The 14,842-nt window shown below is 57.4% G+C and carries 12 protein-coding genes and 1 pseudogene; 7 read left to right on the top strand and 6 right to left on the bottom strand.

Features of this window, described 5'->3' with window-relative positions; genetic code table 11:
- Positions 1 to 128 precede the first annotated feature (128 nt).
- The 4 genes from LIS66_RS03610 to LIS66_RS03595 form a co-directional block, all read right to left on the bottom strand.
- Positions 129 to 1,547 (bottom strand): efflux transporter outer membrane subunit, encoded by a 1,419-nt coding sequence (locus tag LIS66_RS03610; RefSeq protein WP_227973650.1) that lies wholly within the window; start codon positions 1,545 to 1,547, stop codon positions 129 to 131.
- Positions 1,544 to 4,738, bottom strand: coding sequence for an efflux RND transporter permease subunit (locus LIS66_RS03605; RefSeq protein WP_227973649.1), 3,195 nt, complete (start codon positions 4,736 to 4,738; stop codon positions 1,544 to 1,546). The genes LIS66_RS03610 and LIS66_RS03605 overlap by 4 nt, the downstream gene beginning before the upstream one ends.
- A gap of 11 nt (positions 4,739 to 4,749) precedes the next feature.
- Positions 4,750 to 5,994 (bottom strand): multidrug efflux RND transporter periplasmic adaptor subunit MexE, encoded by a 1,245-nt coding sequence (gene mexE / locus LIS66_RS03600; protein WP_227973648.1) that lies wholly within the window; start codon positions 5,992 to 5,994, stop codon positions 4,750 to 4,752.
- A gap of 142 nt (positions 5,995 to 6,136) precedes the next feature.
- A complete protein-coding gene (locus LIS66_RS03595) occupies positions 6,137 to 6,415 on the bottom strand; it encodes a LysR family transcriptional regulator (protein ID WP_227973647.1) in 279 nt (92 codons plus the stop codon).
- 173 nt (positions 6,416 to 6,588) lie between these two features.
- Here LIS66_RS03595 and LIS66_RS03590 point away from each other — a divergent pair, with 173 nt between their 5' ends.
- On the top strand, positions 6,589 to 7,191 hold the full coding sequence (locus LIS66_RS03590; RefSeq protein WP_227973646.1) for a TetR/AcrR family transcriptional regulator: 603 nt from the start codon (positions 6,589 to 6,591) through the stop codon (positions 7,189 to 7,191).
- A gap of 82 nt (positions 7,192 to 7,273) precedes the next feature.
- Here LIS66_RS03590 and LIS66_RS03585 read toward each other — a convergent pair whose 3' ends face one another.
- Both LIS66_RS03585 and LIS66_RS03580 read right to left on the bottom strand, forming a co-directional pair.
- Entirely contained in the window at positions 7,274 to 7,822 is a 549-nt protein-coding gene (locus tag LIS66_RS03585; protein ID WP_227973645.1) for a nuclear transport factor 2 family protein, read from the bottom strand.
- 64 nt (positions 7,823 to 7,886) lie between these two features.
- Positions 7,887 to 8,312 carry a MarR family winged helix-turn-helix transcriptional regulator gene (locus LIS66_RS03580; protein WP_227973644.1) on the bottom strand — a complete coding sequence of 142 codons (426 nt, stop codon included), beginning with the start codon at positions 8,310 to 8,312 and terminating at the stop codon, positions 7,887 to 7,889.
- A gap of 166 nt (positions 8,313 to 8,478) precedes the next feature.
- Here LIS66_RS03580 and LIS66_RS03575 point away from each other — a divergent pair, with 166 nt between their 5' ends.
- The 6 genes and pseudogenes from LIS66_RS03575 to LIS66_RS27875 all read left to right on the top strand — a co-directional run bounded on the left by LIS66_RS03575 (position 8,479) and on the right by LIS66_RS27875 (position 14,749).
- On the top strand, positions 8,479 to 9,108 hold the full coding sequence (locus LIS66_RS03575; protein WP_223025738.1) for a glutathione S-transferase family protein: 630 nt from the start codon (positions 8,479 to 8,481) through the stop codon (positions 9,106 to 9,108).
- 267 nt (positions 9,109 to 9,375) lie between these two features.
- Complete coding sequence (locus tag LIS66_RS03570) at positions 9,376 to 10,257, top strand: NmrA family NAD(P)-binding protein (protein WP_223025739.1); 882 nt, start codon at positions 9,376 to 9,378, stop codon at positions 10,255 to 10,257.
- A gap of 750 nt (positions 10,258 to 11,007) precedes the next feature.
- A complete protein-coding gene (locus tag LIS66_RS03565; protein WP_227973643.1) occupies positions 11,008 to 11,856 on the top strand; it encodes a hypothetical protein in 849 nt (282 codons plus the stop codon).
- Between the two features lie 238 nt (positions 11,857 to 12,094).
- On the top strand, positions 12,095 to 12,682 hold the full coding sequence (locus LIS66_RS03560; protein ID WP_227973642.1) for a GNAT family N-acetyltransferase: 588 nt from the start codon (positions 12,095 to 12,097) through the stop codon (positions 12,680 to 12,682).
- A gap of 147 nt (positions 12,683 to 12,829) precedes the next feature.
- Positions 12,830 to 13,843 (top strand): annotated as a pseudogene (locus LIS66_RS27880) (methyl-accepting chemotaxis protein); the annotation flags it as partial.
- Between the two features lie 42 nt (positions 13,844 to 13,885).
- The gene (locus LIS66_RS27875; RefSeq protein ID WP_370593494.1) at positions 13,886 to 14,749 is read left to right on the top strand and encodes a methyl-accepting chemotaxis protein; all 864 of its coding nucleotides are present in this window, start codon (positions 13,886 to 13,888) and stop codon (positions 14,747 to 14,749) included.
- Positions 14,750 to 14,842 lie beyond the last annotated feature (93 nt).

Here is a 14,842-nt window from a genome sequence, read left to right as displayed (position 1 = left end):
CAGCGAAGTGCGAGCAATCGCTGCTGGAACCGCAATGACGAACGATCAGATGAGGCAAACGCTACACGCTCTCTGAATCGCTTCTGATCTAGCGCCAGAGATTCCGCCAAGAGGGTTCGATCGGTCTATCAATAAATGCTCGCGACCCTGCCATCACCGCTGTCCCAACCTCCCCCCAACGCTTTGTAAATCGCGACTATTCCCCGGTACTCATCAATTTCACCCAGTGCTTGAGCGTCCTCGGCGTTCAGCCGTTCACGCTGTGCATCCAGCAGCACCAGATAATCCACCGTGCCTTCCTTGTACTGGATAGCCGCCAGGTCTGCCGCCGCACGGCTCGACTCACTCTGCTTGATCAACGACAGCAACCGCTGCTGACGTTTGCCGTAATCGCTGAAGGCGTTTTCCGACTCTTCCAGCGCCAGCAGTACTTGTTGTTCATAGGTGGCCAAGGCGCCTTCGGCATTGGCGTCGGCACCCCGAATGCGCGCCCGTACGCTGCCCAGGTCAAAGGCCGCCCAGGTAATGCTCGGTCCCAAGCCCCAGGCTCTGGCCACGCTGGAGCCAATCTGCGTACCACGGCCGGCGGTGAAACCGAGGAATCCGCTCAAGCTCACCCTTGGGAACAGGTCTGCGGTGGCCACGCCAATATCTGCCGTAGCGGAAGCCAGCCTGCGCTCGGCGGCGAGCACATCGGGACGCCGGCGCAACAACTCGGAGGGATCACCGATCGGCAGTGCTTTGGCGATAGCGGGCAACTCGGCGGGGTTCAACGACACGTTCAATGTATCCGGGCGCTCACCCAAGAGTGTTGCGATGCGGTTTTTCTGCCGTACCTGCTCCGCTTGCAGTTGCGGAACAGTCGCTTCGACAGCCGCCAAACGTGCGTCTGCACGCACCACGTCGAGTTCGTTGCCCACGCCCGCGTCGCGCAGGCTGACCGTCACGGTGCGCGAGTCCTGCTGATTCTTCAAGTTCGCCAAGGCAATTTTTTCCCGCAGCTGCGCGCCGCGTAATTGGCCGTAGGCATCCACCAGCTCGGCAATCATCGTCACGCGAAGCTGATACAGGTCTGCCGCCGCAGCATCTTCCTGAGCGTTGCTGGATTCCAGTTGACGCTGGATCCGGCCGAAGAGATCGACTTCCCACGCCATGTCCAGGCCCAGATCGTAACGCTCGATATTGACTCGGCTGTCGGTCTGGCCCGGTACTTGCGACTTGCCCTGCTGACTGCTGACGCGGCTAGTGACGACCGGCAAATTGTCGTTGCTGATGTCGTCACGAATCGCACGGGCCGCTTTCCAGCGGGCAAACGCGACGCGCAAGTCGCGGTTGCCTTCCAGGGATTTGCTCACCAACTGGTTCAGCGTGGGGTCATCAAACTGCTGCCACCACACCGTTTCAAAACGCGATTGATCGTAGTGGCCGGCTTGCGCCGACACTATGTTGGCAGGCGCGGTGTCGGGCGTTTTGTAGTCGGGGTCCACCGTGCAGGCGGCGAGCGCGACGACCAGAAGGCTGGGTAAAAAAAGCTTCACGGTGTTCATGAATGTGCCTCCTGATTGAGTGCGTTTGCCTGATGAGGCTTGGTGACGTTGCGCGCGTTTTTGCGCTCGATGTAGCGACGTATCAGAACGAAGAACACTGGCGTCAGCAGCAACCCGAAGAAGGTCACACCGAGCATTCCGGAGAACACCGCGACACCCATCGCGCGACGCATCTCCGAGCCGGCACCAGTGGATGTCACCAATGGAATCACACCCATGATGAAGGCGAAGGACGTCATCAGAATCGGCCGCAGACGCATGCGGCAGGCTTCCAGCACCGCCTCCAACGGCGACATGCCCTGGTCCTGTTTGTCCTTGGCGAACTCGACGATCAGAATCGCGTTCTTGCAGGCCAGGCCGACCAGCACGATCAAGCCGATCTGGGTGAAGATGTTGTTGTCGCCCTTGGAAATGATCACTCCGGCAATCGCCGACAGCAGGGTCATCGGCACGATCAGAATCACTGCCAATGGCAGGCTCCAGCTTTCATACAGCGCAGCCAAAACCAGGAACGCCAACAGCACGCAAAGCGGGAACACCAGCAGGGCCGTGTTGCCCGACAAGATCTGCTGGTAGGTCAGGTCAGTCCACTCATACGTCATGCCGTTGGGCAATTCTGCCTTCAGCAGTTTTTCAATGGCGGCCTGTGCCTGGCCGGAGCTGTAGCCGGGGGCTGCACTGCCGTTGATTTCTGCGGTGAGGAAACCGTTGTAGTGCGAGACCCGGTCAGGGCCTGATGTCGGGCTGACCTTGACGAACGTGGCCAGCGGGATCATCTCGCCGCGATCATTGCGCACCTTCAACTGGCCGATCTGTTCAGGCTCCTGGCGGAACTGTTGCTCGGCCTGCACATTGACCTGATAGGTCCGGCCAAAACGGTTGAAGTCGTTGGCATACAGCGAGCCCAGGTATACCTGCAAGGTGTCGAAGATATCGTTGATCTTCACGCCGTGAGTCTTGGCTTTTTCCCGGTCAATGGCGGCTTCGACCTGCGGCACGTTGACGGTGTAACTAGTGAACAGGTTGGCCAGTTCCGGAACACTGCGACTCTTGCCGATGATGTTCATGGTCTCTTTGTACAGTTCGTCGTAGCCCAGGTTGCCCCGGTCTTCGATCTGCAGGCGGAACCCGCCGATGGTGCCCAACCCTTGAACCGGTGGCGGCGGGAACACCGCGATGTAGGCATCCTGAATACCGCCAAACTTGGCGTTCAGCGAGGCGGAAATCGCCCCGGCGGACAAGCCGGGATCCTTGCGCTCATCGAATGGGCGCAAGCCGATAAAGGCGATGCCGGCGTTTGGGCTGTTGGTGAAACCGTTGATCGACAGGCCCGGAAAAGCCACGGCGCTATCGAAGCCCGGCTCGTTCATGGCGATGGTGCTCATGCGCCGGATCACCGATTCCGTGCGGTCGAGACTCGCGGCGTCCGGCAGTTGCGCGAAGGTCACTAGGTACTTTTTATCCTGGGTGGGCACGAAGCCGGTCGGCGTGGTGCTGAACCCCATGTAGGTCATGGCGATCAGACCGGCGTAGATCAGCAACGCCACACTGCTGCCGCGAACGATTTTGGCCACCGCAACCACATAGCCATGGCTGGCCTTTTCGAAGAAACGGTTGAACGGTTTGAACAGCCAACCACCGAGCAAGCGGTCCAGCACTTTGGAGAAACGGTCTTTCGGCGCGCCATGGGCCTTGAGCAATACCGCGGCCAACGCCGGTGACAAGGTCAGCGAGTTGAACGCCGAGATCACCGTGGAAATGGCAATGGTCAACGCGAATTGTTTATAGAACTGCCCCGTCAGGCCCGAGATGAAAGCCGCTGGCACGAACACCGCGCACAGCACCAGCGCCGTGGCGATGATCGGCCCGGTCACTTCGCCCATGGCTTTCTTGGTCGCCTCGACCGGTTCCAGCCCGGACTCGATGTTTCGTTCGACGTTCTCCACCACCACAATCGCATCGTCGACCACGATGCCGATGGCCAGCACCAAACCGAACAACGACAGCGCATTGAGCGAGAAGCCGAGCAAGTGCATCACGGCAAACGTACCGATCAGCGACACCGGCACGGCCACCAGCGGAATGATCGAGGCGCGCCAGGTTTGCAGGAACAGAATCACCACCAGCACCACGAGGATCAGTGCTTCGAACAGCGTGTGCACCACCGCTTCAATCGAACTGCGGACGAAGATGGTCGGGTCGTAGACGATCTCGAAATCCATGCCTTCCGGGAAGTTTTTCTTCAGCTCGGCCATCTTCGCTCGCACCTGGTCGGAGATGTCGATGGCGTTGGAACCCGGACGCTGGAAGATCGGCATCGCCACCGCTTCCTGGTTATTGAGCAAAGCGCGCAAGGCGTATTGATTGGAACCCAGTTCGATCCGGGCAATGTCCTTCAAGCGCGTGATTTCGCCATTCGGGCCGCTGCGGATGATCACGTTTTCAAACTCTTCTTCGCTGACCAACCGCCCCTGCGAGTTGATCGACATCTGAAAGCTCGTGGCATTCGGCGCAGGAGGCGAACCCAGTTGCCCGGCAGCGACCTGACGGTTCTGTTCGCGCACCGCATTGACCACATCGGTGGCGGTCAGATTGCGTGACGCGGTTTTATCCGGATCGAGCCAGATACGCAGCGAGTAATCGCCGATACCGAACATCTTCACATCGCCGATGCCGTCCAGGCGCGCCAGCTCATCCTTGACGTTGAGGATCGCGTAGTTCGACAGGTAGAGCATGTCGTAACGCTTGTCCGGCGACACCAGATGCACGAGTAATGTCAGCTCGGGTGAGGCTTTGTCTACGGTGATACCGATGCGTGTCACTTCCTCGGGCAGCTTCGGTTCGGTGCGGGTCACACGGTTCTGCACCTGCACCTGGGCGTTGTCCAGGTCGGTGCCCAAGGCGAATGTCACGGTGAGGGTGAGCCGGCCATCAGCCGTGGATTGCGAGGACATGTACAGCATGTTCTCGACGCCGGTGATGGCTTGCTCAAGTGGCGCGGCAACCGTTTCGCCAATGACCTTGGGGTTGGCACCCGGGTAGTTGGCGTGGACCACCACGGTGGGTGGCACCACTTCCGGATATTCGCTGATCGACAACTGGAACAGCGAGATGGCGCCGGCGATCAGGATCAGCAGCGACAGCACGGCGGCAAAAATCGGCCGCGTGATAAAGAACTGGGAGAACTTCATGTCAGTGCTCCTTATCCGCGAGGTGCAGCGGCAGATTCAGCTTTCACCAGCGCAGGCGATTTAGCTGAAGCCGGTTGATTGGAGGCATCGACTGCCTGACGCTGGCGGGCCAGTGTGGCGACCGTTTCCGGGCTGGCCATCGGGGCATCCTGAGGATCGATCACTGCGCCGGGCCGCACGCGCTGCAGGCCGTTGATGACGATACGATCTTCTTTCTGCAAGCCACTGCGCACGATGCGCAAGCCTTCAAGCTTCGGCCCCAGATCGACGCTGCGATAGACGGCTTTGTTGTCCTGATCGACCACCAGCACGAATTTCTTGCCGAGGTCGGTGCCCACCGCTTCATCTTTGATCAGCAGGCCGGGATAGGCGGCGCTGCCCACCAGTTTCAACCGGGCATACAGGCCGGGGGTGTACTGACCGTCCGCGTTATCAAACACCGCGCGACCTCGGATCGTGCCGGTTTTCGGATTGACCTGGTTGTCGACAAAGTTCATCTGCCCGAGGTGGCTGTTGCCCTCCTCGTTCGACAAGCCCATGTACACCGGGGTGGCCTGACCGCGCTGGCCCTGACGGGAAAGCAGGCTGTACTTGAGGAACATTCGTTCGTCCGCATCGAAATAGGCGTAGACCTTGTCGGTGGAGACCACACTGGTCAGCGCTGTGGTGTCGGCGGTCACGATGTTGCCGGCGGTGATTTCCGCCCGGCTGACACGGCCGCTTATCGGTGCGGTGACACGGGTGAAGCTGAGGTTCAAACGCGCCAGATCCAGCTGCGCCTGAATGGCATCGACGCCCGCCTTGGCTTCTTGCGCGGTGGTGGTGCGGGTGTCGGCCAGTTCGGCGGAGATCGCGTTACTGCTCAACAACCGTTGGCCGCGCTGCGCTTCGTTGCCGGTACGAACCAGCGTGGCGCGTGCCTGTTGCAGCTGCGCCTCGATGCGATGCACTTCATGTTCGAACGGACGTGGATCAATCTGGAACAGCAAATCGCCCTTCTTCACCAGCGCGCCGTCGGTAAAGGCAACGCGTTCGATCTGGCCCGAAACCCGTGGACGAACCTCTACGGTTTCCGGTGCTTCCAGGCGAGCGGTGACTTCATCCCATTCGGTAATGGGCTGCTCAAGCACCTTGGCGACGGTGACGTGCGGCGCCCCCGGAGCCTGCGCGGCACTGGGCGTGCGTTCACACGCGGCAAGCGCCACCAGCGCCAACGCGGCCAGGGGATAACGCAAAGGTTTGAGTGACTGTTCCATGGGGTGTGTCCGCCAGACGATTTATGAATTTTTCCGGATTCTCGGCCTCGCGCGAGGTCTCGACGAATCGAAGGGAGTGAAGTTGGCTATCATCAATAATGATAGCTATCATGTTTAATGGCAAAAAAAGGGATCAGCCCGGTTAAACCCTGGTGTCGGTGATCGCACTACACACGCAATCCAACGCCGGCCCGAGCGTCTGTGCAGCACGCAATGCACGTGCGGTGGGCACCATTCGATGACCGATGCGCTCGAACAGAGGATCGTTGAACAGCCTGCGCAAACGCACCAGCGCTGCGCTAACCGCTGGCTGACCAAGGGATAATTTTTCAGCGGCGCGGGTAAGGTTGCGCTCCTGAATAAGCGCTTCGAACACCACCAGCAGATTCAGATCGATACTGCGCAGATCGTTACGTTTCATGGGGCCGGTCCACCGGGGAATTATTTGACTTGAGCTAAAGCCATGGGATCCGCGAGACTTCTGCAGATGCCTATACAACCATTGCAGCAACTTTATATGACGAATATCATGAAAGCCAGCCCAGCAACATCGTTATGTCCAGGCGATGCCAACCTGGCCACAGGAGCAATTTCATGAAAGTGACGAAAGACCAGGCCGCAGCCAACAAAGAAGCCATCCTTACTGCAGCGTCACGGCTGTATCGGGAAAAAGGCATCGACGGAATTGGTATCGGCGAGCTCTCGCGCTCAGTTGGCCTGACCCATGGCGGGTTCTACGGACATTTTCCGGGCGGCAAGGAACAGCTCGCGTCAGAAGCGGTCAGCCGTACATTTGAATCAAATATTCAGGATTGGCAAAATGCCAAATCTATTCCCGAGCTCGTCAAGACGTACCTGACACAAGCGCATCTGGATAACTGGACCGAGGGTTGTCCCATTCCTGCATTGGGTGCGGATGTCGCGCGTACCGGTGGCACGGTCAGCAGCTCCTTCACCAGAGGCGTCGAGCATTTGATCGATACCCTGATGGCGTTGGTCGAAGGCGAAAATCGTGAAGAGAAGTACCAAGAGTCACTACGCGTCCTGTCATCGATCACGGGGGCGATGCTCATTGCCAGAGCGCTGGATAGCCCTGAACTGTCTGAGCAGTTTCTACAATCGGTCATTAATGCCTGGCCTGTCACTCCCACAAAAAAAGAGCGGGCTGCTAAGCGCCGCTCAAAGGATGAAGACTGACTTTACTGTCAGCAAGGGCTTCGCTATTCCGAATATGTGTGGAACGACACCCCCATCATTTTCTACTCGACGATGGCAGGTCTTACGCTTGCTTTAGTTGGGGCATGTACTTGGCAAGTTGAGCAGGATCAGTGGTCGGTGGGTTGAGCCTCGTGTTGATAGTTGAACCACCTATGAACCGCTCGAAGACTTTCCAGCCGTGTTCAGTTCGACGCAAGCGATCCATCATTGGCGAGTAGAGCCAGATAGCAGGCAAATCACCGGGGCTATCGATGGCTTGGCCATCTCCCAGCATCGCTGCCGACTCTGGGGTGGCGTAGCGCACAAGCAAATTCTGATAGCGCACCACCACACCGTCTTCATCGACATCGACAATGTGATTGGTAGCGTGTCGGCTGACCCCAGGAATCAGATACGGATAGTCCTTCTTGAAGAACTGGCGAATCTCATCGTGACCACGAATGGTGCCATGGAAGTGGTACGCGACGGCGTCCGGTAGAAAGGCATCGACCATTGCCTCCACATCCCAAGTCTCGAACCACCAATTGAGCCTGTTCACGAAGTCGATCGCGCTGATTCGGTCCGCTGGATCGACAACGTTCTGGGACGAAATTCTTGGAAAAGCTTTCATGAGTACTTCCTCATTTCGGGGTAAAAATCATATGTGTAATTACACACAAAACACGCAAAAAAATTTATTTGCCACCGGCCTGCTGAAGAAGTGAGTTACGAATCAGAACTGCTGCGACCCCGCCGATTTGATCCTCACGCTCACGCTGCGCAGCTTTCCAATAGGGCTCGGCCTCCTCCAACTTCGCTCGTCCTTGCGCAGACAGCGAGAGCCTGATGGCAGAACGCGGTCCTTCGGCATGGCTAGCGACATAACCTTCGTTCTGCAGTGGCTTCAGTGCCCGAACCAACGTAGTTCGCTCCATGACCATTACCTCAGCCAATTCGGCGATCAGGATCCCGGGGTGCTCATTGATCAACGCAAGAGTCGAAAACTGCGAGACAGTGAGTTTCGCAGCAGACAGATGCCGATCGTAGAGGCGGGTCAGCAGACGCGCGTGGCGTCTGGCGGCGAGGCAATGACAAAGGTCGGCGCCATGGGGGCTTTTCATGACGACCATCATATGTGTAAATACACACCAGTCAAGTACAAATTGAGGCACTGAGGCTGTGCTCAGCGCCGACGAGATCCTAAGAGGTCAGCAAAATTGCTGAAACAGTCATACATCGTCCTTCGTGGACGCATTCGCGTAACCAATTTTACGAGGTTAGAACTTTATGTCTGAGGTACGGGAGCTTTATGGCGCATCAACGGGGAACAGCGTGCGAGCTGCAATCGCCTTGGCTGAAGCGGGCATAGAATTTACCCCGAGGTGCCTTGACCTTCTCTCTGGCGATCAGCGTGCCCCAGAATATCTGTCGCTTAACCCGTTAGGTAAGGCTCCGACATTTGTAAATCACAGCGTCTCACCTCCCCTTGTAATCAATCAGTCAAATGCCATTATTCAGTATGCTGACGAACACGCCCCTGGTCGGCTGTCGCCCAGAGGGCCGAGTGCTCAACGGTACCGGGTCTATGACCGGTTTTATTTCTTCGTCACGGATGTTATCGCCCCAAGCCACGCTGCTTTTTTTCTCCGCCAGATAGGGCAGCAAGATGCATCTGCACCATTAAGCCGACGAGCGTTGGAACATCTGATGACGGCAGAGGCATTTCTCGAGGGCGGGTACATAGCGGGCGATGCCTTTTCAATGGCCGATATTTCTGCGTTTACTTTTGCAAGATCGGTGCGCGACCAAATTCATTGGGAGAAGTTGCCCCGCATGGCACGCTGGCTAGCGTTGATAGAGGCCCGACCTGCAGTGAAGCTGGGCATGCAGGCATTTGAATCCAAGCCGTCATCCTGAAAATGATCCTTCAACCCGCCGACTTTGTCTCCGGACCCTCGTTAGGCGTGCGGTGTACTCATTCCGGTGGTTGCCAGCCCTCTCGTCAGATTGCTGACGTCCCTCCCGTCCCCGCCTACGCTGCCTACCCCCTCTAAAACTTACGTTCTGAATTCTCTAGAGCTAAAGAACCCGTTGACAAAGATGATAGTCATCATATAACTATATTACAGCCATCATACGAACCATGGCCATTATGCAGTCGAAAACCAAAGAGAGAGAAGATCGATGACAAGCCCCACCATACTCGTTACCGGCGCCAGTGGTTTTACCGGCCGGAGAACCGTTGAAATACTGCGCCAGAAAAAACACGCGGTACGTGCGCTCGTCCGCACGAACGATGATCGAGCGGCCAAACTGCGCCAATTGGGCGCCGAAGTTGTGGTCGCGGACCTGCTGGACTTGAACACGGTTCGAGCAGCGCTTGAAGGCATCAAGCGAGCTTATTTCGTTTATCCAATCGCACCTGGCTTGATTGAAGCGACTGCCCACTTCGCTCTCGCTGCTAAAGAAGCCGGGGTAGAGTCAGTTGTAAACATGTCTCAAATTTCCGCACGTCGCGTGGCCAAGAGTCACGCGGCCCTTAATCACTACACTGCCGAGCGAGTGTTTGACTGGTCGGGCCTGGATATGACGCACTTGCGACCGACTTACTTTGCACAGTGGCTGATCTACCCGCACTGGCGCAAACATATTGTTGAACACGGCGAGATTCGCCTGCCGTTTGGTTCAGGTCGTCACGCCCCGATCGCAGCAGAGGATCAGGCTCGACTGATCGCTGCCATCTTGGAAAACCCGCAATCCCACAAGGGCAGGACGTACCCGCTGCACGGTCCGGTTGAACTGAACCAGCAGGCCGTAGCTGACGAAGTCGGCAGAGTATTGGGTCGTGAGATCAAGTACGTGGCGATAACACTGGATCAGTACCGCCAGGAGTTGCAGAGCGACGGCCTACAGCCTTTCCTCATTCAGCATCTGCTGGAAGTTGCCAAGGACTACCAGCACGGCGTGTTCGAGGGTGAGGATTCCATTATTGGCAAAGTTACGGGACAGCCACCGATGACTGTTCAAGCGTTCGTGACCTTGCACAAGGAACTATTCAGCAGATAAAGCCCTTGTCGAGTTGCGATAAGCGTTGCTATAGCCAGACACCCGTAAGCCAACCTGCCTCCGGGTGTCACACGTTGCAGGGCAGTATCCCTTGTTATGGAATCTGGTAGCACAATGTCGAGCCTACTTCATGGCGTCAGGTAAACCGGTCGAAATAGAGAGCCTAAGATCAACAAAAGTTGAGTCATGACCGCTATATTGGATCAATTTCTGCCTGTCGCCCCCGGCAGCTTTACTCAGTTCACCGCTCAACTCGGATACGAAGCACGCTAGACAAAGCGGATGTGAACAGTTGTCAGCCGAATACAAGCGCGCGGCCAAGTGGCGTGCAATTTCGCAAGGTATTCCAGTTGGTATTCCAACTAAAAATCAAAACGAATCTTAATCATAAAAATCAATATGATAAAAGCCAGATTCAGATTACCCCGGCCCACCAACTCTCAACGACAAAGCCCGCCCAGTGCGGGCTTTGTCGCATCTGGGTTAGTCGAATGGCCGCCCATTTCCTTCACATTCTCAAGCCTGCCGGTGGCTGTGAATGTTCGAAGCGTACTAAGAGGACGCTGGGGGCTGCGGCACCGCTTTGGCTCATCTCCAATTTAACGAAACCAGTTTGGCTGTAAGACGAGTGCGCTTGTGTGATAGCAAAACCACAGCCATCCCCTTACCATTCCGCGGCTGGCTGGAAGCCTCGCAGAGAAAACCGGTTCGCATGTGGAAACTCAACCTGCACAAGGAAGGCAATAAACCATGAGCTTCATCGAAACGATCCAATCCAAGGAAGTCGATATCTACATATCGGCGTTCTTCACTATCCTCGGCCTGATTCTGGGAGCCATTCTGGATCGGGTACTGAAAGGCGATTCCCCACAATCCGCCGATCAGCCGGGCCATTCGGTAAACCTGACCTTCAACACGGTGGTCAATCCACCGCCGGGCGTGAACGCCGCCAGCACAAGTCAGGATATGACTCCAGTCATCTTCATGATGATGGTGATTGCCGGACTGATTTATGTGTTTTTCCGGGCCGAGATACTCAACCTGCTTTCCTGGATCACGCTATTCACCATTTCACTATGGGCTGGCGGCACCTTGCATAGCCTTTACCGGGGCTTCTTCGCGGGCATTAAGTGGGTCGTTGCGCTGTTGTTTTGCTTGGCATTTTGCGTGGCCGCGACGTATGTCACCGACGAAGCTTTTATGCCCACCCTGGCGCCGCAAAACTTTCAGTACAGCCAGCAGATCATCAATGAGCAGGGCCTGACGGGAATAAAAAAATATTTCGTCTTGCTGGACATGCACTGGTTCTTGCTACACCTGATAGGCGTACTGCTGTTTATCTATACCAGCCTTCGGATGATGCTTTTTTCAACCTACTTCATCGTTGCGGGTGCACATGCCAATAACAACGGTACTCACGAACCTTGGCTTTCCAGAAAAACCCGCAAGTACGCCAATCTGCGCAAAAACATCATCTTCATGCCTATCCTGCTGGTTCTCGCGTATCTGCTTACCTCGGGTCTTGCTTTCGACTGGTTCATCCACACGATGCCAAATCAGGTCAATGCGTTGATGAACACGGTGCTGTATGGGCGCTGATATTTTCATCGTGCGCTGAAGATCGACTGGCGGGACACCAACCCGGTTGGCAGAAGCGACATGAATTTTTCTTCACTGCGCCCAGCCGGGACAGCCTGTAAAGTCCACTCGCTCATTCAAGAAACTACGGTTCGCCCGCGCTCCTAGCGGGCTTTTTTTCGCCTCGGCTTCTCCATATCTTGCCGCTCCCCACCATATGCGCGACTCTGCCTGCAGATCCCTCGCCAAGGAGCGCTCGATGCCGCTGTTATCCCTGCCCTGCCCGCGCCTGACGCTGGCGATCCTCTCCCCCGATCAGGCCGAGCTCGAAAGCGTGTTCTATCAGCGCAACCAGCGTCACCTGGCGCGCTGGTCCCCCATCCGCACCACCGATTACTTCTCCACCGCCAACATCCACCGTCGCCTCGAGATTCAGGCCAGCGCCTTCGAGGCCGGATTGGCGATGCATTTCGCGCTGCTGTCGGCGGACGGTCAGCAGATGATCGGGGCGTGCAATTTCAGCGGGATTATTCGTGGGGCGTTTCAGGCGTGTTATTTGGGTTATCACATCGATGAGGCGCATCAGGGGCAGGGTTTGATGCAGGAGGGGCTGGAGGCGGGGATTGGTTATATGTTCGATGTGCAGAATCTGCATCGGATCATGGCCAATTACATTCCGGGCAATGAGCGCAGTGCGCGTTTGCTTGAGCGTTTGGGTTTTGAGCGTGAGGGGTATGCGAAGGCGTATCTGAACATCGCCGGGCGTTGGCAGGATCATGTGCTGACGGCGCTGGTCAATCCGGGGTTCGAGGCGCCGGATCAGCGGTGGTCGCGGCGCCTCGGTTGAGTTGCGCGAAACCTGTCAGACAAAAATCCTTTCAGCTCTCGGGTTTGCGGCCGATACAGACCTGCTAACACCCCTGCTGGCTCAAAAGAACAACAATCTTCCAGCTTAACTGACGACCAAGAAACCCAATGTTTCTGGAGGATTTGCATGAATAGCTGGTTCGGTAACATCAGCGTGAACATGAAACTCGGCCTGGGCTTCGGCCTCGTGCTGGCCCTGACCTGCATTCTGGCGCTGACCGGCTGGACCAGCCTCGGCGGCCTGATCGACCGCAGCAACTGGATGAGCGACATCACCCAGCTCAACGCCGGCCTGACCAAACTGCGCGTGGTGCGCCTGCAGTACATGCTGACCAACGGCGACGAAACCGCCGCGCAGAATGTGCAGACCACTCTGGAAAGTTTCGCCGCGCAGCAGCAGGCGCTGATCAGCAAATTCAAGAGCCCGGAGAACGTCGCGCTGCTCAAGCAGCAGGCCGCGACTATCGCTGAATACCAGACCTCGCTGAACAAAATGCGCAACGCCTATCGCACCGGCAACAGCGCCCGCGACACCATGAGCGTCAACGCTCAGACCGCGTACAACCTGATCGAATCGATCAGCCAGCGCGTGCAGCAGATGGAGTTGAGCGATCAGCGTTTCGAGCAGTTCCAGGCTGTTACTGCGGCGAAGGAAGCGTTCATCCTCGCGCGTTATGAAGTGCGTGGTTACACCGCGACCAGCAACGCCGAGACCGAGCAGAAAGCCGTCGGCCAGATCGACGCAGCCATCGCCAGCCTAAAGCCGCTGAATACGCAATTTGCCGCGACTCAGCAGGATGCGCTGCGCCAACTGGAAACTGCGCTGGCCAGCTATCGCAGCGCGTTGATGGCCTACAAGAACGCCAACACCGATGCCGTGCAGGCGCGCAAGGAAATGACCGATCAAGGCACGACCATCGTCGCCCTGAGCGAGCAGCTGTATCAGATTCAGCTTGATCGCCGTGACGCTGAAAGCGCCCAGGCGCGCACCTTCCAGTTGATCAGCACCTTGCTGGCGCTGTTGGTTGGCGTGATTGCTGCCGTAATCATCACCCGTCAGATCACCCGTCCGTTGCAGGAAACCCTGGCCGTGGTCGAGCGCATCGCCAGCGGCGACCTTACCCAGAACGTCACCGTCACCCGTCGCGACGAACTCGGCGTGTTGCAGCAAGGCATCGCGCGCATGGGCGTGACCCTGCGTGACTTGATCAGCGGCATCCGCGACGGCGTCACCCAGATTGCCAGCGCCGCTGAAGAGTTGTCGGCTGTAACCGAGCAGACCAGCGCCGGTGTGAACAGCCAGAAGGTCGAGACCGATCAAGTCGCCACCGCCATGCACGAAATGACTGCCACCGTGCAGGAAGTTGCGCGCAATGCCGAGGAAGCGTCGCAAGCCGCTGCCGCTGCGGACGGTGAAGCCCGTGAAGGCGACAAGGTGGTGAATGAGGCCATCGCGCAGATCGAGCGTCTGGCCAGCGAAGTGGTGCGTTCGACCGAAGCGATGAGCGTGCTGCAGCAGGAAAGCGACAAGATCGGCAGCGTCATGGACGTGATCAAGGCTGTCGCCGAACAGACCAACCTGCTCGCGCTCAACGCCGCGATCGAAGCCGCGCGTGCCGGTGAAGCCGGGCGCGGTTTTGCCGTGGTCGCCGATGAGGTGCGTGGCCTGGCCCAGCGCACACAGAAATCCACCGAGGAAATCGAAGGCCTGGTCGCCGGTCTGCAGAACGGCACCCAGCAAGTCTCGGCGGTAATGAACAACAGCCGCGCGCTGACCGACAGCAGCGTCGCCCTGACGCGCAAGGCCGGCGCCTCGCTGGAAAACATCACCCGCACGGTGTCGAACATCCAGTCGATGAACCAGCAGATCGCCGCCGCTGCCGAACAGCAAAGCGCCGTGGCTGAAGAGATCAGCCGCAGCATCATCAACGTCCGCGACGTGTCCGAGCAGACCGCCGCGGCGAGTGACGAGACGGCAGCGTCGAGTGTTGAACTGGCGCGGTTGGGTGGTCAGTTGCAGCAGATGGTCAGCCACTTCCGCGTTTGATTTTGGTTTTGCGCTGAGGCTGACAACGAATCGCGAGCAGGCTCACTCCTACAGGTCCAAGGTCGAACACAAAATCTGTGAACACCTCGGAAA

This window comes from Pseudomonas sp. HN2 (genome assembly GCF_020736465.1).
Classification (GTDB): domain Bacteria; phylum Pseudomonadota; class Gammaproteobacteria; order Pseudomonadales; family Pseudomonadaceae; genus Aquipseudomonas; species Aquipseudomonas moraviensis_A.
This window is presented reverse-complemented; position numbering and strand designations above follow the sequence as displayed.